The sequence below is a fragment of the Variovorax sp. P4_B10 genome, from assembly GCF_056402375.1.
Genome location: NZ_JBFUHN010000005.1, coordinates 1 through 23215, shown reverse-complemented (window position 1 = coordinate 23215; position 23215 = coordinate 1). Strand labels below are relative to the sequence as shown.

At 66.6% G+C, this 23215-nt stretch carries 16 protein-coding genes; 11 read left to right on the top strand and 5 right to left on the bottom strand.

Features of this window, described 5'->3' with window-relative positions; translation table 11 throughout:
* The first annotated feature begins 1 nt into the window (after window position 1).
* On the top strand, window positions 2-439 hold the full coding sequence (locus AC1DXX_RS04045) for a discoidin domain-containing protein (protein WP_478132996.1): 438 nt from the start codon (window positions 2-4) through the stop codon (window positions 437-439).
* 254 nt (window positions 440-693) lie between these two features.
* A complete protein-coding gene (locus AC1DXX_RS04040) occupies window positions 694-2859 on the top strand; it encodes a dockerin (protein ID WP_478132877.1) in 2166 nt (721 codons plus the stop codon).
* Window positions 2860-3127: 268 nt separating this feature from the next.
* Here the strand turns inward: AC1DXX_RS04040 and AC1DXX_RS04035 are convergent, their stop codons facing one another.
* Window positions 3128-3337 carry a hypothetical protein gene (locus AC1DXX_RS04035; protein WP_478132876.1) on the bottom strand — a complete coding sequence of 70 codons (210 nt, stop codon included), beginning with the start codon at window positions 3335-3337 and terminating at the stop codon, window positions 3128-3130.
* Between the two features lie 403 nt (window positions 3338-3740).
* Here AC1DXX_RS04035 and AC1DXX_RS04030 point away from each other — a divergent pair, with 403 nt between their 5' ends.
* Genes AC1DXX_RS04030 through AC1DXX_RS04020 form a run of 3 tightly spaced genes read left to right on the top strand, consistent with a single transcriptional unit; the run spans window position 3741 to window position 6804 of the window.
* Complete coding sequence (locus AC1DXX_RS04030) at window positions 3741-5234, top strand: NCS1 family nucleobase:cation symporter-1 (RefSeq protein ID WP_478132875.1); 1494 nt, start codon at window positions 3741-3743, stop codon at window positions 5232-5234.
* Window positions 5235-5261: 27 nt separating this feature from the next.
* Window positions 5262-5999, top strand: coding sequence for an aspartate/glutamate racemase family protein (locus AC1DXX_RS04025; protein ID WP_478132874.1), 738 nt, complete (start codon window positions 5262-5264; stop codon window positions 5997-5999).
* Between the two features lie 49 nt (window positions 6000-6048).
* Window positions 6049-6804, top strand: coding sequence for a GntR family transcriptional regulator (locus tag AC1DXX_RS04020; RefSeq protein ID WP_478132995.1), 756 nt, complete (start codon window positions 6049-6051; stop codon window positions 6802-6804).
* A 49-nt stretch (window positions 6805-6853) separates the two neighbouring features.
* Here AC1DXX_RS04020 and AC1DXX_RS04015 read toward each other — a convergent pair whose 3' ends face one another.
* Window positions 6854-7552 (bottom strand): TetR/AcrR family transcriptional regulator, encoded by a 699-nt coding sequence (locus AC1DXX_RS04015; RefSeq protein WP_478132873.1) that lies wholly within the window; start codon window positions 7550-7552, stop codon window positions 6854-6856.
* 151 nt (window positions 7553-7703) lie between these two features.
* Between AC1DXX_RS04015 and AC1DXX_RS04010 the strand changes: the two genes are divergently transcribed.
* From AC1DXX_RS04010 to AC1DXX_RS04000, 3 genes are all read left to right on the top strand, one after another.
* Window positions 7704-8744 carry an SDR family oxidoreductase gene (locus AC1DXX_RS04010; RefSeq protein WP_478132872.1) on the top strand — a complete coding sequence of 347 codons (1041 nt, stop codon included), beginning with the start codon at window positions 7704-7706 and terminating at the stop codon, window positions 8742-8744.
* A 76-nt stretch (window positions 8745-8820) separates the two neighbouring features.
* Window positions 8821-10077 (top strand): alpha/beta hydrolase family protein, encoded by a 1257-nt coding sequence (locus AC1DXX_RS04005; protein ID WP_478132871.1) that lies wholly within the window; start codon window positions 8821-8823, stop codon window positions 10075-10077.
* Window positions 10078-10226: 149 nt separating this feature from the next.
* The gene (locus AC1DXX_RS04000) at window positions 10227-11723 is read left to right on the top strand and encodes a nucleobase:cation symporter-2 family protein (RefSeq protein WP_478132870.1); all 1497 of its coding nucleotides are present in this window, start codon (window positions 10227-10229) and stop codon (window positions 11721-11723) included.
* 7 nt (window positions 11724-11730) lie between these two features.
* On the opposite strand, the gene AC1DXX_RS03995 is transcribed toward AC1DXX_RS04000, so the two are convergent.
* On the bottom strand, window positions 11731-12588 hold the full coding sequence (locus AC1DXX_RS03995; RefSeq protein ID WP_478132869.1) for an aldo/keto reductase: 858 nt from the start codon (window positions 12586-12588) through the stop codon (window positions 11731-11733).
* An 84-nt stretch (window positions 12589-12672) separates the two neighbouring features.
* Between AC1DXX_RS03995 and AC1DXX_RS03990 the strand changes: the two genes are divergently transcribed.
* The 3 genes from AC1DXX_RS03990 (at window position 12673) to AC1DXX_RS03980 (ending at window position 16985) form a co-directional block, all read left to right on the top strand.
* Window positions 12673-14853 carry a sensor histidine kinase gene (locus tag AC1DXX_RS03990; RefSeq protein WP_478132868.1) on the top strand — a complete coding sequence of 727 codons (2181 nt, stop codon included), beginning with the start codon at window positions 12673-12675 and terminating at the stop codon, window positions 14851-14853.
* Entirely contained in the window at window positions 14850-15464 is a 615-nt protein-coding gene (locus AC1DXX_RS03985; protein ID WP_478132867.1) for a response regulator transcription factor, read from the top strand. Before AC1DXX_RS03990 ends, AC1DXX_RS03985 begins: the two co-directional genes overlap by 4 nt.
* A gap of 174 nt (window positions 15465-15638) precedes the next feature.
* Window positions 15639-16985: an MFS family transporter gene (locus tag AC1DXX_RS03980; RefSeq protein ID WP_478132866.1), complete on the top strand. Its 1347-nt coding sequence runs from the start codon at window positions 15639-15641 to the stop codon at window positions 16983-16985.
* Between the two features lie 19 nt (window positions 16986-17004).
* On the opposite strand, the gene AC1DXX_RS03975 is transcribed toward AC1DXX_RS03980, so the two are convergent.
* Both AC1DXX_RS03975 and AC1DXX_RS03970 read right to left on the bottom strand, forming a co-directional pair.
* Window positions 17005-18675, bottom strand: a complete 1671-nt coding sequence (locus tag AC1DXX_RS03975; protein ID WP_478132865.1) for a ShlB/FhaC/HecB family hemolysin secretion/activation protein — start codon at window positions 18673-18675, stop codon at window positions 17005-17007.
* A partial coding sequence (locus AC1DXX_RS03970) for a beta strand repeat-containing protein (protein WP_478132864.1) occupies window positions 18648-23215 on the bottom strand: 4568 nt, incomplete at its 5' end. The genes AC1DXX_RS03970 and AC1DXX_RS03975, both read right to left, overlap by 28 nt.

The window sequence follows — 23215 nt, the reverse complement described above, 5'->3', positions numbered from 1 at the left end:
GCTGCAGTACGACCTCGGGCACACGGAGCGCGTCCTGCGCTATGCGGTCACCAGCACGCCCGACGCCAATCTCGTCGAGCGTGATCCGAAGGACTGGCAGCTCCAGGGCTCCAACGATGGCTCCAACTGGACCACGCTCGACACGCAAAGCAACCAGAAACGCTTCGAGTTGAAGACTTACGCGGTCGCGAGTCCGGCCTCGTATCGCTACTACCGGCTGAACATCGCAGCCAACAACGGCGACAGCTCTTTCCGAATTCGGGCTGTTCGTTTCCAAGCCGTAGTGGGCTCGATGCGCGATTACCCGCGCATCGATCCGGGCGACGCATCTTGTCGTTTTTTCACGGCCGCGCGGCGACGATCTGCGCGGTTCGGTTCTTGCTGCGTTTGCACAATTACACAAATATGCCAAAAATGTCACGGATTTCAAGAAGAATGAGTGAGACGTCCATTGACAGATTGTCGCCGGCTCGATCCACGATCCCCCGCAACTGGAATCGCGCGCGGCTCATCGCGATCGGGCTGCTGAGCACATGGGTTGCGGCTTGTGGTGGGTCGTCGGGCACTTCGACAGCAGCGCTCGTTGCAGGCATACCCGCGACCGCACCTGCAACCGCAACCGCAACCGCACCCGCACCCGCACCCGCACCCGCGTTTGAACCCGCAGCCGCCCAGGGCACCTCTTGGAAGAGCGTGAAGTTCGGCGGTGGCGGCTACGTCAGCGGCCTCGTCTTCCACCCGACGACCGCCAATCTGCTGTACGCACGCACCGACGTCGGCGGCGCCTACCGCTGGAATCAGCCCACCTCAGCCTGGGTGCCCATCACCGATGGCCTGGGCTTCGGTGGAGGCGAGGCCAGTTTCCACGGCGTCGAAAGCATTGCCGTCGATCCGAACAACGACCAGCTCGTCTACATGGCCGCCGGCATGTACACGTCCGGGGGCAACGGCCGCCTGTACATCTCCAGCAACCGCGGTGACCAGTGGACCTACGTCGCCCTGCCTTTCCCGCTGGGCGGCAACAACCCCGGCCGGGCCATCGGCGAACGCCTGATGGTCGACCCCAACAAGCCTTCGACGCTGTTCTACGGCACGCGCACGGCCGGCCTATGGAAGAGCATCGACTCGGGCCTGACCTGGGCGCAGGTCACGTCGCTGTCGTCCGCCAAGTTGACCCAGGATCAGGTCAATGCCTTGGGCATGGACAGCGCGATGGGCGTCGAGACGGTCGTGTACGACACCGGCACCAAGGGCAGTGGCTCGGCCACGCAGACGATCTACGCGCCCATCGCCCCGGACTACGTCCAGACAGCAGGCCTGGCCTCGAACCTGTACAAGTCCAGCAACGGCGGCGTCTCGTGGACCCCGGTCTCGGTCCCTATCTCCGGCTATCACATCCCGCACATGGTGCGCGCCGCGGACGGCATGTTCTATGTCGTGTTCACCAAGGAGACCGGACCAGGCGCCGGTGGTCCCGCCCGTTTGTACAAGTTCAACGGCAGCAACTGGACCTTGCTCGACAGCAACGACTCCACCGGTTACGGCGGCCTGTCCGTCTCCGGCACCGGCTCGACCACGCGCATTGCGCTGGGTGTGACCAACACCTGGGGCAGCTTCAGCGGCCAGCAAATCATCCAGCTGTCCGACGATGCCGGCCGCAACTGGCGCGAGATCGCGGCCACCATGCCGCATACGCCGGCCGACGCGCCCTTCTGGGGATGGCCCGACGACATGGAGATCGATCCTGCCGACCGGGATCACATCCTGTACGGCCATGGCGGCGGGGTCTGGGAAACGCGCGACGCTTCCTCGGCCACGCCGAGCTGGAACGAGCTGAACGACGGCATCGAGGAGACTGCCGTCCTGGGCCTGGCCACGCCGCCGGCCGGCGCCACATACACCGTGATCAACAGCACGGGCGACATCGGCACCTGGGTGCATACCAACCTTGCGACCAAGCCGACCCTGACGCCGGCCACCAGCTGGAGCAACGGCTTCGCCGCCGACATGGCGTGGTCCGACCCGCAATACATGGCCACCATCGGCGTCGTCCTGGGCAACAGCACCGGCTACGGCGTCTGGTCCGGCGACGGCGGCAAGACCTGGGCGAAGTTCGCCACCTACCCGCCGGGCGTCGCGGAAAACAAGGGTGGGGAAGCGAGCATCGCCGTCACCGCGCGCAACAGGGCGGTCTGGGCGCCCGGCTACTCGGTGCCGTCCTACACCACGGACAACGGCGCCACCTGGGTGCCGACCAATCTGCCCGCGATCGACACCATCTTCCCCCGCGCCTACCACCTGGTCGCAGATCGCAAGAACCCGAACAAGGTCTATGCCTACGATTCCGGCGGCCACTGGTGGGGCACGCCGGGCAAGGTCTACGTGTCGACGGATGGCGGCCACACGTTCACGCTGAGCCAGGGCTCGGTGGCCGCGGGGCTGGTTCCCGACTACTTCACGAACACCTCGCTGGCAGTCAACCCCAACGTCGAAGGCGAGCTCTGGCTGGCCGACGGCAACGCCGTGTACCGCTCGGTGAATTCGGGGGCGACCTGGAAGAAGCTGAGCCACTTTACGTCGATCATGGGCAGCAACCCGTGGCCCGACGTCCAGGGCGCCACCTTGGTGGCCTTGGGCAAGGCAGCGCCTGGTGCGGCGTACTCGGCCGCGGTCTACGTGGTGGGCGTGGTGAACGGCGTGTGGGGCGTGTACCGCTCCGACGACGCCGGCGCCACCTGGACCCGCTTCAACGACGACGCCCACCAGTTCGGCGGCATCGGCGTGATGGCGGCCGATCAGAACATCTACGGACGCATCTACGTGAGCGGCACCGGCCGGGGCGCGTTCTACAGCAACTGAACCCCGTCCGCCTCATCCCCGCATCGCTCATCAGCAAGACAACTGCGATGGGCACCTTGCCCGATGAGCCGGCACGCCGCGGCTTCGTGCGCGCCGAGGCAGGTGCCGGAACCGTGGGGTGCGGAGGTCCACGGGCGTTGCCAAGAAGCGCAAGACCGTGCAGGGTGCTTCACATACCGATGCAGCGCTCGACTGCTTCCTCTTGCCAGCCTTCCCATTAGCGACCTTGACCGGCCTTTGATGACACTGAACACCTCCGCTTGCTGCCCTACGGAAGCTCCCGCGCGCTGACCGGATCGGCCGTAGGCGGCAGCGCCCCACGCAGCGGGCTGGGCGCCAGCTTGCGCGTATCGACCAGCGGCTGCGGCGGCGGAATGAGCTGCGTGCCTTCCATGCGGGTGCTGCCCGCACCGCGGTTGTTCGAGCGCTGCAGCGTCGTATCCGGCAGCACTGGCGCGGCGTTCACCCCGCGCAGCATGATGTTGTCGGTGCTGGGCTGCGTCTGCAGAACGCTACAAGATCCTTGTCAGCCTGGGTCAGAGGTGCAGGCGTAGAGATCGGAGGCATCGACCCATTCGACTCTCCTGCGATGCCTCTGGTGTTGTCGGAGAAGTATGTGTAACTGTGGTCGCATCGACAGATGAAAACAGCCATTCGCTACTGGGCCCAGCGAACTCCCCAGCCCCGCGACGAAATCGTCGACATGGCGACGCACTTTATTGAGCATCAGCATTCCCTCCGGGAATCTACGGATATATGATTCCTCGAATGGTCTTGATTGCGCGCAGTTTTTGTATACAAATAACGCATCCGTAAATCCGGCGCGAAATTTGCGTCAAAACGGGTCTCGAAACCCCAATTCACTCGCACGAGGAAAGACCATGAGCACAGTCGTCAGCCAGGCCCCCGCGGGGGCAAGCGAAGCCGGCCTTGCGCCGCACGCGGAATCGAACGCCGTCATCAAGCCCGGCTACCACCCGCGCCTGACCAACGAGGACCTCGCCCCGCTGAAGAAGCAGACCTGGGGCCAATACAACATCTTTGCGTTCTGGATGTCCGACGTGCACAGCGTGGGCGGCTACATCACGGCCGGCAGCCTGTTCGCGCTGGGCCTGTCGAGCTGGCAGGTGCTGGTGTCGCTGCTGGTGGGCATCGTGATCGTGCAGTTCTTCTGCAATCTCGTGGCCAAGCCGAGCCAGATGACGGGCGTGCCCTACCCCGTGGTGTGCCGCGCACCCTTCGGCGTGCTGGGCGCCAACATCCCGGCCATCATCCGCGGGCTGATCGCGGTGGCCTGGTACGGCGTGCAGACCTACCTCGCCTCGGCCGCCTTCATGGTGCTGGCGCTGCACATGCTCCCGAACCTCGCGCCCTACGCCGACGTGGCGCAGCACGGCTTCGTGGGCCTGTCGACGCTCGGCTGGGTGGCGTTCATGGTCATGTGGGTGCTGCAGGCTTTCGTGTTCTGGCACGGCATGGAGGCCATCCGCAAGTTCATCGACTGGGCGGGCCCCGCCGTGTACGTGGTGATGGCCGTGCTGTGCGGCTGGCTGGTGTGGAAGGCCGGCTGGAGCAGGATCGACCTGAACCTGGGCGGCATCAAGTTCCAGGGCTGGGACGCGCTGCCGGTGATGCTCTCGGCCATTGCGCTGGTGGTGAGCTACTTCAGCGGACCGATGCTCAACTTCGGCGACTTCTCGCGCTACGGCAAGAGCTTCGACGCGGTGAAGAAGGGCAACTTCTGGGGCCTGCCGGTGAACTTCGTCTTCTTCTCGCTGCTGACCGTGATCACCACGGCCGCCACGCTGCCGGTGTTCGGCGAGCTGATCACCGATCCGGTGCACACCGTGGGCAAGATCGACAGCACCACCGCCGTGGTGCTGGGTGCACTGACCTTCATGATCGCCACCATCGGCATCAACATCGTCGCCAACTTCGTCTCGCCGGCCTTCGACTTCTCGAACGTGGCGCCGCAGCACATCAGCTGGCGCACGGGCGGCATGATCGCCGCGGTGGGCTCGGTGTTCCTGACGCCGTGGAACCTCTACAACAGCCCCGAGGTCATCCACTACACGCTCGATGTGCTGGGCTCGTTCATCGGCCCGCTGTTCGGCATCCTGATTGCCGACTACTACATCGTGCGCAAGCAACAGATCGACGTCGACGCGCTCTACACCATGAGCAAGCAGGGCAAGTACTGGTACAGCAGCGGCTACAACCCGAAGGCGATCCAGGCACTGGTGCCGTCGGCGATCGTTCCGATCCTGTGCGTGATGGTGCCGGTGCTGCGCGGTGGCGCGAACTATGCATGGTTCATCGGCATGGGCCTGGGCTTCGTCATCTATGCCCTGCTGAACCGCAACAACAAGACTTGAACCGAAAGAGAAAGAAAGGGCCGCGCCGTGCGCATCAAGATCATCAACCCCAACACCACCTGGAGCATGACCGAGAAGATCGGCGCCTGCGCCCGCGCAGTGGCGCAAGCCGGCACGGAAATCGTCGCGGTCAGCCCGGCCATGGGGCCGGTTTCCATCGAGAGCCACTACGACGAGGCGCTCGCCGTGCCCGGCCTGCTGCAGGAGATTGCGGCCGGCGAGCGCGACGGCATCGACGGCTATGTGATCGCCTGCTTCGGCGACCCGGGCCTGAAGGCCGCGCGCGAGTTGGCGCGCGGCCCGGTAGTGGGCATCGCCGAAGCGGCGATGCACCTGGCCAGCATGATCGGCAGCCGCTTCAGCGTGGTGACGACGCTGGGCCGCACGATGGGCCAGGCCTGGCACCTGGCCGAGATCTACGGCATGGAGCGCTTCTGCGCCAACGTGCGCGCCTGCGAGCTGCCGGTGCTCGAACTGGAAGCGCCGGGTTCGCGTGCACGCGAGCGCATCGTCGACGAATGCCGGCGCGCGCTCGAGGAAGATGGCTCCGACTGCATCGTGCTCGGCTGCGCGGGCATGACCGACCTGTGCGAGCACATCGGCGGCCTGCTCGGCGTGCCGGTGATCGACGGCGTGGCCGCGGGCACCAAGCTCGTCGAGTCGCTGGTCGCGCTGAAGCTGCAGACCAGCAAGCACGGCGAACTCGCGCGGCCCCTGCCCAAGACCATGACCGGCGCCCTCGAAGGCTTCACCCTCATCGGGTGATACGGGGCTGCGCAGGCGCCGGGGCCGCACGCTGAGCCACAATCTCCGCATRCCCCGCGCCAGCTCCAAATCCCCCGCCTCTCCTGCAACCGCCGCTCCGGCCGAGAGCGGGGCCACTGCCACCGACAAGGGCAGCTCGATCGAAAGCATCGCCCAGGACATCGCCACCGCGATCGTCGAGAAGCGCCTGCCGCCCGGCACCTGGCTGCGCGAAGAGGCACTGGGCCGCGTCTACTCCGTGAGCCGCACCAAGGTGCGCGCGGCCTTGCTGATGCTCTCGAAGGACAAGCTCATCGAGATGGTTCCCGACAAGGGCGCCTTCGTCTGCCAGCCGACGGTGCAGGAGGCGCGCGAGGTGTTCGCGGTGCGCCGCATCCTCGAGAGCGAGGTGGTGCGCCTGTTCGTCGCCCATGCACGGCCGCGCGACTACCAGGTGCTGGAGCAGCACATCAAGTTCGAGCGCACTGCGCTGCGCCAGACCACCACCACCGGCACCGTGCGCGAGAAGGTGCTGGGCGACTTCCACGTGGCGCTGGCCGAGGCCACCGGCAACAAGACGCTGGCCGAGCTGGTGCGCGAGCTGGTCGCGCGCAGCTCGCTGATCGCGATGCTCTATCACTCGTCGAACGACCCGCACTGCTCGTCCGACGAGCACTCCGAGTTCCTGCGCATCTGCCGCAAGGGCGACGTGGAAGGCGCCGTGGCCTGCATGATCGATCACCTGGAGCGCATCGAGGCCAGCCTCGAACTGGGCACCGAGAAGCCCGACCGGCAGCTCGATCTGGTGAAGGCGCTGCTCGCCTAGGGAGCGCCTGCAGGACGACTCGACGGTGTCCAGGGCACCCGGGTGCGATTCAGCGTTGGCCTTTCTTCGGAGAGCGTTTTTTGGGCCCGCGCGAAGAGGCGTCGGCCGGTGCGGCAGTTTCGGTTCCCAGGCATTCCGCACTTGCGATCAGTCCGCGCAGGAACACCATGATCAGCCGTCCCGAGGGATCCGGGCGCGTGGTCATCCGCTGCAGTGCCAGCCCATGCGAGAGTGCCATGAAGGCAGCGGCCAGTTCGTCCGGTGCGGCAGGAGGCGTGCGCCCGAGCTTGCCGAACAGCTGGCCGATCACGCCGCCGATCTCGGACCGGTGTTTGTCCCACACCTTCTGGTACTCCGCAGCGAAGGTTTGACTGCGGTTGGCATGCAACTGCAGTTCGATGGAAAGCATGCACCAATCGGCATCGTGGTTGAGCGTGGAAGCCCAGGTTTCCAGTTCGGACAGCATCTGCTCAGGCTTTTGTCGGTCGTTGCCCATGACCTTGGAAAGCTGCGTTGCTTCCCCTTCCATATGCCGTCGCAGCAACTCCAGCAGGACGTCTTCCTTGCTCGAAAAGTTCGAATAGAAGGCGCCTTGGGAGTAGCCCGCCTTGTCCGCGATGTCGCGGATCGACGCGCCCCCATACCCGTTCGACACGAACAAGTGCTGCGCGGTTTCGATCAGACGCTCGCGCGTCTGCGCCCGGCTTTCCTCGCGGGTCAGGCGCCTTCTTGCCGTCGTTGGGCTCATGCCCCAAAAGATATCACATGAACTTTGGATATCGACCGGCGGGTGCGTGCTTCCGAAAGCAAGTCTGGACATCGGCATTCAGATATCACTTGATATTTCAAAATGGCAAAGGTACATTCAAAGCTCATTTGATCTTTGAGATTCATTCGATATGGAAAAAACCAAGAGCCCAAGGTCCGCGTTTGTCACCGGCGCCACCGGCCTTCTCGGCAACAACCTTGTGCGCGAGCTGGTCATGCGAGGCGTCTCCGTCAAGGCGCTCGTCCGCTCGAAGGCCAAAGGTCAGCAGCAGTTTGCAGGGGTGAAAGGTGTCGAACTGGTGCTGGGCGACATGGCGGATGTACCCGCTTTCTCCAGGGCACTGCAGGGATGCGACGTGGTATTCCACACCGCCGCGTTCTTCCGGGACAACTTCAAGGGAGGCAGCCACTGGGAAGAGCTCAAGCGCATCAATGTGGACGGCACACAGCAGCTCATCGAGCGGGCATACGACGCCGGCATCCGGCGCTTCGTTCAGACCTCGTCCATCGCGGTGCTGAATGGCGAGCCGGGAATGCCCATCGACGAGACCTGTCTGCGCGACCTGGCGGATGCCGGCGACGACTACTACCGCAGCAAGATACTGGCCGATCAGGTCGTATCGGCCTTTCTTGCGGTGCACCCGGACATGCACGCGAGCTTTGTCTTGCCGGGATGGATGTGGGGGCCAGCCGATATCGGCCCCACCTCCTCGGGACAATTTGTCAACGACGTGGTGCGTGGAAAACTGCCGGGGCTGCTGCCCGGCAGCTTTTCCGTCGTCGATGCCCGCGATGTGGCGAGGGCGCAGATTTCGGCCGCGGAGCACGGGCAGCGCGGCGAACGCTATCTGGCTGCCGGCCGCCACATGACGATGCAGGAATTGGTGCCCTTGGTGGGGAAGATCGCGGGCATCAAGACGCCGACACGCAACTTGCCCTTTGCGCTCTTGTATCTCCTGGCGGCGGCACAGGAGCTCTACGCGCGGATCAGCGGCAAGCCCATCCTGCTCAGCCTGGCGACGGTGCGGCTGATGCGCAAGGAGGCGGGGCGCAGCCATTTCGACCACACGAAGAGCGAGCAGAAACTTCAACTCAAGTTTCGCCCGATCGAGCAAACCGTTGCCGATACGGTCGCCTGGTATCGCGGCAATGGCTGGCTGCCCAGTGTGTAGCCCCAATAACGCCAAGTAGATCGCTTCTTCGCCCCTGCGACGGGCGTGAGCCACCCAACCCGACAAAGGAAAGACCATGACGAACAGATTGATCTTGAAACTCTCGACGGCCCTCGGAGCCGTCTTTCTTGTCGCGGCAGCGCCGCAAGAATCCGCAGCGCAGGGCATCCCTTCGGGCAGGGCCGCGGACAGCATGGCCGAGTTCTGCAGGAAAGGACAGGCGGAGTACCCAGGAGGCATCGCTCGCATGCATCCTTCGTTCAAATTCAACATCTGTTGGTGGCTCGAGGATGCCGGCATCGAAGCAAGCACGTTCGACGACATCGCTGGAACGCTGCCGGAGCACGCCGGGCCGTCGCAGGCGGTCTGGCAAGCGACTTTCAACAAGCCCGCTCAGGTGCATCTGGAACGAGCCCGCGTGGCCGAAGAGCGGGGCGACAGCACTGCCGCATCGGCCGAATACAAGAAGGCGGCTTTCTATCTGCGGATGAATCGGCTGCCCAAGCGTGTCCCCGCCGCGGATCTGCAGGCGACCGAACGAGCCCATGCGGTCGCGGGAAAGCCGCTCCAACGGATCACATTCAAGACCGGAGAGAAAGAATTCATTGGCTACTTCCGAGCACCCCCGACACGACGCAGCAGCAACGAGAAGCTGCCGGTGCTGGTTATTCTCGGCGGCCTCGACAACCTGAAGACGGAGATGATCCGGCACAGCAACTACTTCATGAGCCGCGGGTTCGCCACCATCATTGTGGAAAATCCAGACACTGGGGAGAACCAGCTGGGATTCCGTCCGGAGTCCTCCGTGATGTTTGACACCATTGCCGACTACATCAAGACCCGCAGCGACCTGGACGCGAACCGAGTGGCCGTGTACGGGTGGAGCATGGGAGGCTATCTGGGGACGCTTGGCGGGCTGAGAAACGACTTCTACAAAGCGATTGTCAACATCGGCGGCCCCAGCGATTCGAGCTTTGGACAAGCGCATTGCAAGACAGCGCCTGCATGGATCGTCGCGCCCTACACCGTGTTCGCGAACATGAATCCGCAGACGACACCTCGTCAGGCGATGTGCGAATACTACGAAGCATTCCAGCTCTCACGCCAATTGAAGACACCGACTGCGGTGCAGTTGCGCAAACCCATTCTCATGGTGAACGGCGCTCGCGAAGATCTCGTCTCCAGAGATGAACCTGCATCTCTTGCGGCGCTTGGCTTCAATGTGACGCCACTGGTATTTGGGGATGATGGTCACACGGCGGAGTCGAACATGCGAGAGCACTTCGAGTTCACCGCGAACTGGCTCATGCGGCGGCTGAAAATGGAAGATTGATCGTCTTCGCTCGACCGCCCGCGATGCGGGTTTTCCGCATCCAGATTGCCGCATAAATTGTATACAGTTTGGCGTACACACACTGTGGACGCCACGGACAACCGCGCCGTCCACGCACGTTTTCCCCTTGCTGCGCCAGGAGATGCACGATGACGGCCGAGACCTCTTCCACTGTTCAGACAGTCCATCCGGTAGACCAGCGCCTGCCTTCGGGCAAGCTCGCGGCCCTCGGCCTGCAGCATGTGCTGGTGATGTATGCGGGCGCCGTCGCGGTGCCGCTGATCGTCGGCCGCGCGCTCAAGCTGTCGCCCGACGAGGTGGCGCTGCTGATCTCGGCCGACCTGTTCTGCTGCGGCATTGCCACGCTGATCCAGGCACTGGGCGCCACGCAGTGGTTCGGCATCAAGCTGCCGGTGATGATGGGCGTGACCTTCGCGTCGGTCGCGCCGATGGTGGCCATCGCCAATGCCAACCCCGGGCAGAACGGTGCGCAGCTGCTCTTCGGCGCCATCATCGGCGCGGGCGTCGTGTCGATACTGATCGCGCCGCTCGTGAGCCGCATGCTGCGCTTCTTTCCGCCGGTGGTCACCGGCACCATCATCGCGGTCATCGGCATCAGCCTGATGCGCGTGGGCATCAACTGGATCTTCGGCAATCCCGTAGGCCCGACCGCACCTGCACTGGTGGACCCGGTGTATGCCAAGTGGCTCGCGGAAGTGACCTCGCCGGGCAGCTCGATTCCGGCAGTGCCCAAGGGCTTCGCGATCATGCCCACGGTGCCCAACCCCAAGTACGCGGACCTTTCGGGCTTCGGCGTGGCGGCGCTGGTGCTCGTGTCGATCCTGCTGATCGTCAAGTACGCCAAGGGCTTCGTCGCCAACATCTCGGTGCTGCTGGGCATCGTGATCGGCGCGGTGGTGGCCTCGATCACCGGGCTCATGACCTACGAGAAGGTGGGCAAGGCCGCGTGGGTCGATGTCGTGCTGCCCTTCCACTTCGGCATGCCGCAGTTCGACCCGATCCTGATCCTCACGATGACGCTGATCATGATCGTGGTGATGATCGAGTCGACGGGCATGTTCCTCGCGCTCGGCGAAATGACCGATCGCAAGATCGGGCAGAAGGACTTGGCACGCGGCCTGCGCACCGACGGCCTGGGCACGCTGATCGGCGGCATCTTCAACACCTTTCCGTACACCAGCTTCTCGCAGAACGTGGGCCTGGTGGCCGTCACCGGCATCAAGAGCCGCTATGTCTGCGTGGCCGGCGGCGTGATCCTGGTCGTGCTCGGGCTGCTGCCCAAGATGGCGGCGCTGGTGGAGTCATTGCCCACCGTGGTGCTCGGCGGAGCGGGCCTGGTGATGTTCGGCATGGTGGCGGCCACGGGCATCCGCATTCTTTCGGGCGTGGACTTCAAGGGCAACCGGCACAACGCGATGATCGTCGCGGTGTCGATCGGCATCGGCATGATTCCGCTCATCGCACCCAACTTCAAGCAATGGATGCCGCATGCGATCCACTCGCTGATCGAGTCGGGCATTCTGCTGGCGTCGATTGCGGCGGTGCTGCTGAACCTGTTTCTCAATGGTGCGAAGCACGATGAGCAGGCCGTGATCGACGCGGCCAAGCAGGCCGAAGCGCACTAGAAGTCCGTCAGATCATCGCCAACGGCTTCTTGCGCCGAGGCGGCGGATAGAGACGTTCGAGTTCGGCGAGCGTGGCCGCGTCGAGTTTCAGGGAAGCGGCCGCCAGGTTCTCCTGAAGGTGCGCGCTGCGCACCGCCTTCGGAATCGCAACCACGCCGGGCCGCGCGATCACCGCGGCCAGCGCAAGCCGCGCGGCGGTCACGCCGAGCCGCCCGGCCAGCGCTCCCAGTGCATCGTCTCCGGCCAGCGCGCCCTGGTCGATCGGGCTGTAGGCCATCAGCGGCATGCCGCGCTCGCGCAGCCAGGGCAGCAGGCTGAACTCGGGGCCGCGCTCGCCGAGCGACAGGTACACCTGGTTGGCCGCGCAGCCCGGGCCGTCGCCGGTGACCTGCGCCAGCTCTTCCATGTCGTCGGTGTCGAAGTTGCTCACGCCCCAGTGACCGATGCGCCCGCTCGCGACGAGTGCGTGCATCGCCTCGACCGTTGCGCTCAGCGGGTGGTTGCCGCGCCAGTGCAGCAGGTAGAGGTCGATGGCATCGAGCCCCAGCCGCTTCAGGCTGCGTTCGCAGGCCTCGACCGTGCCGCGACGGCTCGCGTTGTGCGGGTAGACCTTGCTGACGATGAAGAGCTCTTCGCGCCGCACGTCGCCTGCGCGCAGCGCCTCGGCGATGGCCTGGCCGAGCACGGTTTCGGCGCCGCCCTCGCCGTACATCTCGGCTGTGTCGATGAGCCGGTAGCCCAGGCCGATGGCCTCGCGCACCGCGGCGACCTCGGCTGCATGACGGCCCGCGACCTCGCCCATGCGCCAGGTGCCGAGGCCAAGCACCGGCATCTCGCCGCCGGCCGGGAGTGAAAGGGTTCGCATGGGCGCGATGGTACGGCGGCCACGCCGGCCGATCCGGGGATCAGGGCAAAATTCCGATCGCCGCTCCGGCYGGCCCCGCCCTTCATGCCTCCCACGACGCCCCTCCCGCCCGAACCGCCGATGGCCAGCTCCCACCTCGGCCGTTACCGCACGCTGTACGCCTGGGTTGCCGCCGTGGCCGTGGCGCTGCTGCTGATCGGCGCGGCGGGCCAATGGGCCGCAGGCCGCGAGGCGAGCTTCCAGGCGGACTCGATCCGCCGCGCGATGGAAGTCCACGCGCTGGGCCTGCGCGACGCAGCCGGAAAGTACGGCTACCTCCCGCGCACCGCAGGCATGCACCCGGACGTCTTCGGCGTGCTGGCCCATCCCCGGGACCCCGCGGCGCAGCAGCGCGCCAACCGCTACATCGAGGAAGTGAACCGCCACGCGGGCTCGGACGCGCTCTACCTGATCGACCTGGAGGGCCTCACGCTGGCGGCGAGCAACTGGGCAACGCCGCAGAGCTTTGTCGGCGAGTCCTATGCCAACCGGCCCTACTTCATCGACGCGCGCGCGGGCCGCAGCGGCCTCTTCTACGGCGTGGGCCAGACCACCGGCGAGCCGGGGCTCTTCATGTCCGCGCCGGTGCGCTCCGAGGCCGGCGCCGTACTGGGCGTGCTGACGGTCAAGATCAGCCTGCGCCAGCTTCAGGAAGCCTGGGCCTTCGCGCGCGAACCGATCCTGCTGACCGACGCGCGCGGCATCGTGTTCCTGAGCTCGGTGCCCGCGTGGATGTACCAGGCCACGCGGCCCCTCGGCGCTGCCGACCTGGACGGCATGAAGCGCGACCAGCAGTACGGCGCCCGCGCCGGCTTCTCGCCGCTGCCATGGACGGTGGAGCGCAAGGAAGGGCAGCCGGGCTACCTCGTGCGCACCGACATCGGCGGCAAGACGCGCCACTTCCTCGCGGTCGACGAGCCGCTGCCCGACCTGGGATGGACGCTGACAGTGATGGCCGACCATTCGGAGGTCACCCGCGCACGCGAGCGCACCTGGATGCTGGGCCTGCTGTGCGCGGGCGTGCTGCTGCTGGGCGGGCTGTACTGGCAGCTGCGCGAGCGGCGCTTCGCCGAACAGCGCGATGCGCGGCGCGACCTCGAACTGCGCGTGCGCGAGCGCACCCACGAGCTCGACGAGGCCCACGCCTTCCGCAAGGCGATGGAAGACTCGCTGCTGGTGGGCATGCGCGCACGCGACCTGGAGGGCCGCATCATCTACGTCAACCCCGCCTTCTGCGAGATGACCGGCTACGGCGCCGACGAACTGCTCGGCCGGCTTCCGCCCTACCCCTACTGGCACCCCGATGACGTGGCGCAGCACTGGCACCACTACGACGCCATGATGAGCGGACAGCCCACGCGCTCCGGCTTCGAGTCGCGCCTGCGGCATCGCGACGGGCACGAGGTAATCACCATGGTCTACACCGCGCCGCTCATCGACGCCGACGGCGAGCACAGCGGCTGGATGAGTTCGGTGGTGGACATTACCGAGCAGAAGCGCGCTGAACTGCGCCAGCGCCAGAACGACGAGCAGTTGCAGCATGCCCAGCGCCTCGCCAGCCTGGGCGAGATGGCTTCCACCCTGGCCCATGAGCTGAACCAGCCGCTGATGGCGCTGAGCAATTTCGCGAGCGCCGCCAAGGCCTTTGCGGAGCAAGGCAACCAGTCGCTGCTGGTCAGCAGCCTCGACGAGACCATGGCCCAGGCCCAGCGCAGCGCCGAGATCGTGCGGCGCATCCGCGGCTTCGTGCGCCAGCGCACCGTCGGCACCGAGGATTGCGCGGTGGCGGCGCTGGTCGCCAACGCGCTGGCGCTGCTGCAGGGGGAGATGCGGATGCGCCAGGCGCGCGCCGAGGTTCGCATACCGGCGGGGCTGCCCGAGGTGCGCGGCGACCGCGTGCTGCTGGAACAGGTGCTGCTGAACCTGCTGTCCAACAGCCTGCATGCCATGCAGGCCACGCCGCCGGAACAGCGGCTCGTCGAGATCGAGGCCGAGGTGCGGGAAGGACGCCTGCACATCCGCGTGGCCGACCGCGGGCCGGGCATCGACGCCGCGCTGGCCGAGCAGGTGTTCGCGCCCTTCTTCACCACCAAGACCGGCGGGCTGGGGCTGGGCCTGAACATCTGCCGCACCATCGTCGAGGCCCATCGCGGCCGGCTGTCCTTTGCCAATCGGGCCGGTGGTGGCACAGTTTTCACCCTCGAACTGGAAATCTCTCCCCCGTGACCGCTCTTGCCAACAACCTGTGCGTGGTGGACGACGACGAGGCCGTGCGACGCTCGCTGGGCCTGCTGCTGCTGTCGCGCGGCTACGCGGTGCAGACCTTTGCATCGGGCGAGGCCTTTCTGGCCGGCGCCGACCTGCAGCGTGCGGGCTGCGTGATCCTGGACCTGCGCATGGAGGGCGTCAGCGGGCTGCAGGTGTTCGATGCACTGCGCGCGCAGGACAGCCCGCTGGTCGCGATCTTCCTGTCCGGCCATGGCGACATTCCCATGGCGGTCGAGGCGGTGCAGAACGGCGCCTTCGGCTGGCTCGAGAAGCCCTGCAACGACGAGCGCCTGCTCGACAGCATCGCCAAGGCCCTGCAGAAGGCCGAGGAGCTCGCCGTGCGCCGGCAGGCCCGCCAGGCGGCACAGGCGCTGTGGGCCAAGCTCACGCCGCGCGAGATGCAGGTGGCCCGGCTGGTGGCCGAGGGCAAGCCCAACAAGCAGATCGCCCTGGAGCTGGCGCCGCTGGAGCAGCGCACGGTGGAAACCCACCGCGCCCACRTGTTCGCCAAGCTGGGGCTGGCGAACAGCCACCAGTTGGACCGGTTTCTGCGGGAACACGCTCTCTAGCGCCTCTGCGTCGCGCCTGCAAGCCTTTCTAGGTATTTACCCTTGCGTACCGCTACGCAGCCCTGCGGCGGCCGGCTACGGACGACAGCACGGCGGCGGCCGGACAGACTCGGCAGAACGGCTTCGCGTGTGGTTTCGCGGCAGGCCGCAGCCAGAGACAAGGACCCCTTTTCCATGACCGCCATCGCAAGTGCGAGCACCGCCGGCGCCTCCAGCCCCGACGCGACCGCCGCCAACAACACCCCCTACACCTTCGAAGAAAAGCGCAAGCGCATCTTCGCCATCTTTGCCGCCTCGTCCGGCAACCTGGTGGAGTGGTTCGACTTCTACGTCTACGCCTTCTGCGCGATCTATTTCGCGCCGGCGTTCTTCCCCAAGTCGGACCCCACCGTGCAACTGCTGAACACCGCCGGCGTGTTCGCCGCCGGTTTTCTCATGCGCCCGATCGGCGGCTGGCTGTTCGGCCGCCTGGCCGACCGCAAGGGCCGCAAGACTTCGATGGTGACCTCGGTCGTCATGATGTGCGTGGGCTCGCTCGTCATCGCCTGCCTGCCGACCTATGCGCAGATCGGCGCCGCCGCGCCCGCGCTGCTGCTGGCCGCGCGGCTGCTGCAGGGTCTGTCGGTCGGTGGCGAATACGGCACCACCGCCACCTACATGAGCGAAGTGGCGATGCGCGGCCAGCGCGGCTTCTTCTCCTCGTTCCAGTACGTCACGCTGATCGGCGGGCAGCTGCTGGCGGTGGTTGTCGTGGTGGTGCTGCAGCAGGTGCTCGACGAAGCCGAGCTCAAGAGCTGGGGCTGGCGCATTCCATTCGTCATCGGCGCCATCGCCGCGGTGGTCGCCCTCATGCTGCGCCGCACGCTGACCGAAACCGCCAGCACCAAGACCCGCGCCGCCAAGGGCGCGGGCACGATGCGCGAACTGTTCACGAACCACAAGCGCGCCTTCCTCGTGGTGCTGGGCTACACGGCCGGCGGCTCGCTGATCTTCTACACCTTCACCACCTACATGCAGAAGTACCTGGTGAACTCGGCCGGCATGTCGATCAAGACCGCCAGCAACGTGATGACGGCCTGCCTGTTCATCTACATGTGCATGCAGCCGCTGTTCGGCGCGCTGTCGGACCGCATCGGCCGGCGCAGCAACATGCTGCTGTTCGGTGCGCTGGGCGCGCTGATGACAGTGCCGGTGCTGAGCAACCTGCAGAACGTCGGCAGCCCGTTGGTGGCCGGCATGCTGATCACGCTCGCACTGGCAGTCGTCAGCTTCTACACCTCGATCAGCGGGATCGTGAAGGCGGAGATGTTCCCGCCCGAGATTCGTGCACTGGGCGTGGGCCTGTCGTACGCGATAGGCAATGCCATCTTCGGCGGCAGCGCGGAATACGTGGCGCTGGGGCTGAAGTCGATCGGGCACGAGTCGTACTTCTACTGGTACGTGACGGCGATGATGGGGGTGGCGTTCCTGGTGAGCTTGCTGTTGCCGAAGCAGGCGACGTACCTGCGTCACGACAAGTAGGCGAGGAAGCTGCAGCGATTCAGAACGCCACGGTCGCCTGCGCCCACAGCCGCGCGCCGCGGCGGCCATCGCTGGCGCGGCCCTCGGTGGCCCAGGCCGAGGTGAGCGAGAACGCCAGCTTGTCCGTCGCCCAGCCCACGCCCAGGCCGGCGCCRGCCAGATGCGCGCGGTTGCCGGTGCTGCCGGTGCGGTTCCACGCGCGGTGGTTSAGCTGCACGCCGCCCGCGTCGTAGAAMGCCTGCAGTTGCCAGCCCGGYGCGGGCTGCCAGCGCAGCGCCGCGCTGGCCAGCCAGCCCGCGTCGCCCAGGGCCTCGCCTTGCGCATAGGCGCGCACCCCGTTGTTGCCGCCCAGGCTGAACTTCTCCGCCGAAGCCAGGTTYCGGTCGGCCAGCTGGCCGCCGAGGTTGAGTGCCAGCGACCAGTYGGGGCGCAAGGCCTGCACGCGTTGCAGCTGGTAGTTCAGCTTGCTGAAGTGCCCGGCGCTTCGGGTRCTGGCCGCGTCCTGCGCCAGGCTGTCGTTGTCCAGCCGCAGCTGGCCGGTGGTCAGGTTCACGGCCAGGCTGTTGCCGSCACCCCCACCCAGCGCATCCTGCCAGTCGCCGTTCAGCCCCAGCACGACATTGCGCAGCTGGTGCACCGACGTGGTGGCGGTGCTGCCCACGGTGTCGCGCAGATTCTTGGCGTCCASCTGGAGCTGGGCATACCAGTTGTTCTCCAGGCTGCGCAGCAAGGGCTGGCGCACATACAGGCTGACGGTATCGGCCTTGCCGTCGGCRTCCAGGGCCGCAAAGTCCTTGCCCAGGCGGTAGTCCAGGTGCGACACGGCCACGCCCACGCGGGTGCCGCTGGCGCCCAGCGGCARCTGGTAGCCCAGGCGCGCGTAGTGCATGCTGGTGTTGCTGGCCTGCAGCCGCAGGCTCATCTGGTCGCCGCGGTCCAGCGGATTGTTCCAGTACAGGCTGGTGCCCACGCGGTACTGCCCGGTGTAGGTGCTGCCGAAGTTGTCGATATCGGCAATGCCCTGGAAGGCGCGGGTCTTGTCCACCTCCACCAGCAGGTCCGAGGCCCCCAGGGTGGTGCCCGGGCGCAGGGTGGACTGCACGCGGGTGCCCGGCAGGTCCGACAGGGTGAGCAGGGTGCGGTCCAGGCTCTGGGCYTGCACCGGGGCGTTCAGCGGCAGGGCGCTCAAGGGCGCGAGGGCCGAGTCCTTGAGGCCGGCGTTGTTGGTGAYGCTGACCTGGCCCAGGTTGCCYTCCAGCACGGCGATGTCGAGCACGCCGTTCTTGAGCTCTTGCGCCGGCAGGTAGGCCCGGGCGACCAGGTAGCCGGCTTCGCGATAGTGCCGCGTCACGCGTGCGGCCAGGCGGCTGAGGTCGGCAAAGGTCTGTTCCTTGCCGATGGCGTCGGCCAGCAGGCTCTCCAAGGCGGCGCTGCTGAAGGCGGTGTTGCCGCTGAAGTGGATGGCCGCCACGCGGACCTGGGCGCCGCCCTCGGCCACACTGCCGGCGCCGGGTTTGTCGATGGTCAGGGCCGGAGCCCCGGTGCTGGGGAGGGGCTGCGGAGCGCGGGGTTCCTGCAGGATCTGGCCGGCATCCGGGGTGGGCGTGCGGACCTGGCCGACGGCGATGGTGGAAACCAGAGCCAGGGCGGTGGAAAGCAGGCTCAGCGGGATTCGAGGCGTGACATGCATGAAAGCTTGTTCTCGTTGCGGGTGAAGAAGTCGGTCGCGGGTTGGTCCATGTTCAGACCGCAAGACTCGATGCGCAGCGGCTCGTGCGGGTTGGCCGGCGACTTAGGCAAGTCGGCCAGGCTGGCCACTGCGCGCTGCTGCGCATCGCCAAGCGACGGGTTGGCGCTCGACGGCACGGGGCTGGACGGCACGGGGCTCGACGGTACGGGGCTAGATGGAGCGGGGCTCGACGGAGCGGGGCTGGCCGCCGCCGCGCTGATCACCAGCGCGCCGTCGACATAGCTCAGCGTGTAGTTGCCCGAGCTCAGCCCGCCGGCCGCGATGCTGTAGCTGCCGGCCGCGGTGGCGCCCTGGGCGCTGCCGCCATAGACCAGGCTGCCATTGAGCACGCTTCCGGTCTCGCCATTGACGAAGCCGCTGTAGCTGACGCCGTTGCCGCCGCTGTAGGCACTGCCGTCGGCGACGCGGCTGTCGTTGTTGGCGGTGACCGTCAACGCGGCGGCGGTGATGCTGGCCGTGGTGGTGGCGCTGTTGCTGGCCAGCACGTAGTTGCCGGCATCGCTTCCGCTGATGGCGAAGGTCTCGGTGACGGTCTTGCCGGTGCCGGCGTTCTTGTCGCTGAAGCTGCCGCTCTGGTTCAGCGCCACGGTGTCGCCGCCAACCAGGCCGCTCAAACTGCCGCCGCTGACGGTGGCGCTGGTCGTGCCGTCATAGGTCTTGTCGGCCGCAGTCGCGCCGCTGACCGTCAGCGTGGCGGCAGTGATGTTTGCCGTGGTGGTGCCGCTGCTGCTGGCCAGCACGTAGTTGCCGGCGTCGCTGCCGCTGATGGCGAAGGTCTCGGTGACGGTCTTGCCGGTGCCGGCGTTCTTGTCGCTGAAGCTGCCGCTCTGGCTCAGCGCCACGGTGTCGCCGCCGACCAGGCCGCTCAAGCTACCGCCGCTCACGGTGGCGCTGGTCGTGCCGTCATAGGTCTTGTCGGCCGCAGTCGCGCCGCTGACGGTCAGCGTGGCGGCGGTGATGCTGGCCGTACCCGCTGAAATCAGGTCGTAGCCCTGCTGGCTGGAATACAGGCCGCCGACGGTGATGGCGTAGCTGCCCACGTTCTTGCTGCTGGTGTCGTAGCTCGCGGTCCCCATGATGAGGCCGGTGTTGGCACCTGGATCGCTGAGGGTGTAGCTGCTGCTGAAGCTGGTCGTGCCGTCGTAGGTCTTGCTGACGTTGCCGGCCGTGACGGTCAGCGCGGTCAGGAAGCTGCGCAGCAAGGGCATGGTGTTGCCCTCGTAGATGCGCCACACCGCGCTGCTGCCACCGGTGGTGGCGATGTCCCAGCCGGCGGCGCTGTAGGTGTTGGCGCTGGTGGCTTCGCTGATGCTCAGGCCCCGCGTCAGCGCATCGACCGACCCCGCATTGATGCCCACGCCAGTGTTGCCCGCACCGAGCCAGAACGATGCCGTGATGTAGCCGGCGTTGTGGGCCACCAGGCTGCCCACAAGGCCGGCGCCGCTGACGACGCCGGTGGCGTAGGTGTTGAGGATGCTCCCGCCATTCCAGCCCATCAGGCCGCCCGCGTAGTCATTGGCCGCGCTGACGGCCCCGGTGGCGTAGGCATTGCTGACGCCGCCGGCGCCGTTTCGGCCCACCAGACCACCGGCATAGTCATTGGATGCGCTGACGGCGCCCGTGGCGTAGGCATTGCCGATGAAGCTGCTGACGCCGACGTTGAAACCCACCAGACCGCCCACGTCGTTCATACCCGTGGCGGTGCCGATGGCGTAGGCCCTCGTGACGATGCCGCTGTTGTGGCCCACCAGGCCGCCGACGGCGGTGGCCCCGCGGACGGCCCCCGTGGCGTGGGCATTGCTGATGACGCCGTCGTTGAGGCCCACGAGGCCACCTACAGTGGCTCCGGAGCCAGTGACGTTGCCCGTGGCGTAGGCATCGCTGATGCTGCCACTGTAGTTGTAGCCCACCAGGCCGCCCAAGGAGGCAACACCACCGACAGCTCCCGTGGCATGGGCGTTGCTGATGCTGCCGAGGGAGTTGTAGCCCACCAGGCCGCCCACGACGCCAGCCGCGTTGGAACTGCTGACAGCGCCCGTGGCGTATGCATTGCTGATGCTGCCAAGGTCGAGAAGACCCGTCAGTCCACCGACATTGTTGCCCGCGCTGGTGACGGCACCGGTGGCGTAAGCATTGCTGATGCTGCCGCGGTTGTAGCCCACCAGGCCGCCAACATCGTTCCCGGTGCCATTGACGGTGCCGGTGGCGTAGGCATTGCTGATGCTGCCGCTGCTGCCGGCGCTGTGGCCCACCAGGCCGCCGACTTCGTTGCCGGAGCCATCGACGGCACCCGTGGCGTGGGCACCACTGATGCTGCCGGCGTAGCTGAATCCCAGCAGGCCACCAATGCTGTCGCCGGCGCCATTGACATCGCCCGTGGCAAAGGAATTGCTGATGCTGCCGCCGAAGCCGTAGCCCACCAGGCCGCCCACACTGTTGGCCCCGCTGACGGTTCCCGTGGCGTAGGCATTGCTGATGCTGCCTTCGTTGTGGCCCACCAGACTGCCCACCTCGTCGCCGCCGGTGACGCTGCCGCCCAGCAAGCCGACGCCTTGGATCACGCTGCTGCTGCCGGCCTGGCCGAACAGCCCGACCTTCGACGTCGTGCCGCGGTTGATCACCAGGTCGGTGATGGTGTGGCTTTGGCCGTCCAGGCTGCCGCTGAACGCCACCGTGCCATTGCCCACCGGCGAGAAGCCCGCCGTGGTCCACATGCCGCTGGGGTTGGCGCCGGCGGTTTCGCTGGCGTCGACATTGGCGGCCAGGCTGTAGCTGGCAGAGAGGTTGTAGGCCATCAGCTGCAGTTGGTGGGCGTTGCGGATGCTGGTGGAGTACTCGCTGTACAGGAAGGGGCGGGTCGCGCCTTCGACCATCACCCACTGCGGGTTGCCGCTGCCGTCCTTGGCCACCCAGACGCCGGAGCCCGAAACCGTTTCGGCCCAGGTGCCCAGGTTGGCGTAGCTGCCGTGGCTGTAGGCGGTGCCGCTCGTGACGGCGTTGACGTTGGTGACCGTGCCGCTGTTCGTGCCCACCGCGGCGCCTTGGCCCGTGGTGCTGCTGTCCCAGTAGGCGTTGCCGATGCCGCCGTTGTTGTAGCCGACCAGCCCGCCGACGAAGCCGCCGGGTGCCAGGACGTTGCCGGTGGCATAGGCGCCGCTGATCGTGCCGCCGTCGTTCAAGCCCACCAGCCCGCCGACGTAGTTGCCGGCAGTCGCCGAAACACTGCCGGTGGCATAGGCGTTGCTGATGCTGCCGCTGCCCGCGTTCACGCCCACCAGCCCGCCGACCCAGCTGCTGGTTCCCGAAACGCTGCCGGCGGCATAGGCGTTGCTGATGCTGCCGTAATTCACGCTCACCAGCCCGCCGACGAAGTCGCCAGTCCCCGAAACGCTGCCGGCGGCATAGGCGTTGCTGATGCTGCCGCCGATGCCGTTGTAGCCTGCCAGGCCACCGACGTAGTCGTCTCCTGAAACGCTGCCGGTGGCATAGGCGTTGCTGATGCTGCCGCTGCTGCCGTTGAAGCCCACCAGTGAGCCGACGCGGTCGCCGCCCGATACACTGCCGCCGACCAGGCCCAGATCACGGAGGGTGCCGAAGTTTTGCGCGATCAGGCCCACACTGTTGGCGCTGCCGGCGCTGATGGTCAGGTTCGAGATCGTGTGGCCCAAGCCGGCAAAGCGGCCGCCGAAGACGAAGCTGGTCGAGCCCACCAGCGCACTGGTGTAGGTGGTGCCGCCGGCATCGAGGTCCTGCGCGAGCGCGTAGTTGCCGCTCAGGCCGGTGCTGTCGATGGCGTCGATCTCAGCCATGCTGTGCAGCAGCGTGTAGGCCGTGCCGTTGATGCCCAGCGTGGCGCTGGCCCCGCTCAAGGTGATGGGCGCCTTCACGTTGTAGTCGGTGCCGCTGGTGACCGTTCCCGTGCTGGCGTAGTTGCCGTGGTTCAGCACCAGCCCGGCGCTGGTGCCCGTGGCGGTGATGGCTGCATTGATGTTGATGTCGTGGTACGCATTCAGCGTCAGCGTGGTGTTGGCCCCCCAGCTCACCGCGGCGTTGACGTTGATGTCGCCGCTGTCGGTGCCCGTGCTGTTGTCGGTGGCCAGCGTGACGTTGGTCGTTGCCAGGTTGGCCGACAGCGTGTCGGCGCCGATGCCACTCGTGGTGCCGGCCGCGCTGCCGGCGCTGACGGTGAAGTCGGTCGGGTCGACCAGCCATGTGCCGGTCTTGCCGCTTTGGGACAGGGTGCTGATCCGAGCCCCGCCGGCCACCTGCACATGCGCGCCGCTGGTCTCCACGAAGCCGCCGTCGTGGGCGCCGCTGGCCGAGGCATCCAGCGTGCCCGCCACCTTGACGGTGCCGCCGTTGAAGCCGCCCAGCAACAGGATGGTGCCGCCCGCAGCGTCGATGCCCTTGGCTTCGATCACGCCCTCGTTGTTGACCACCGTGTTCAGCAGCGCATCCTTGGCGCTGGCCGTGAGGATCA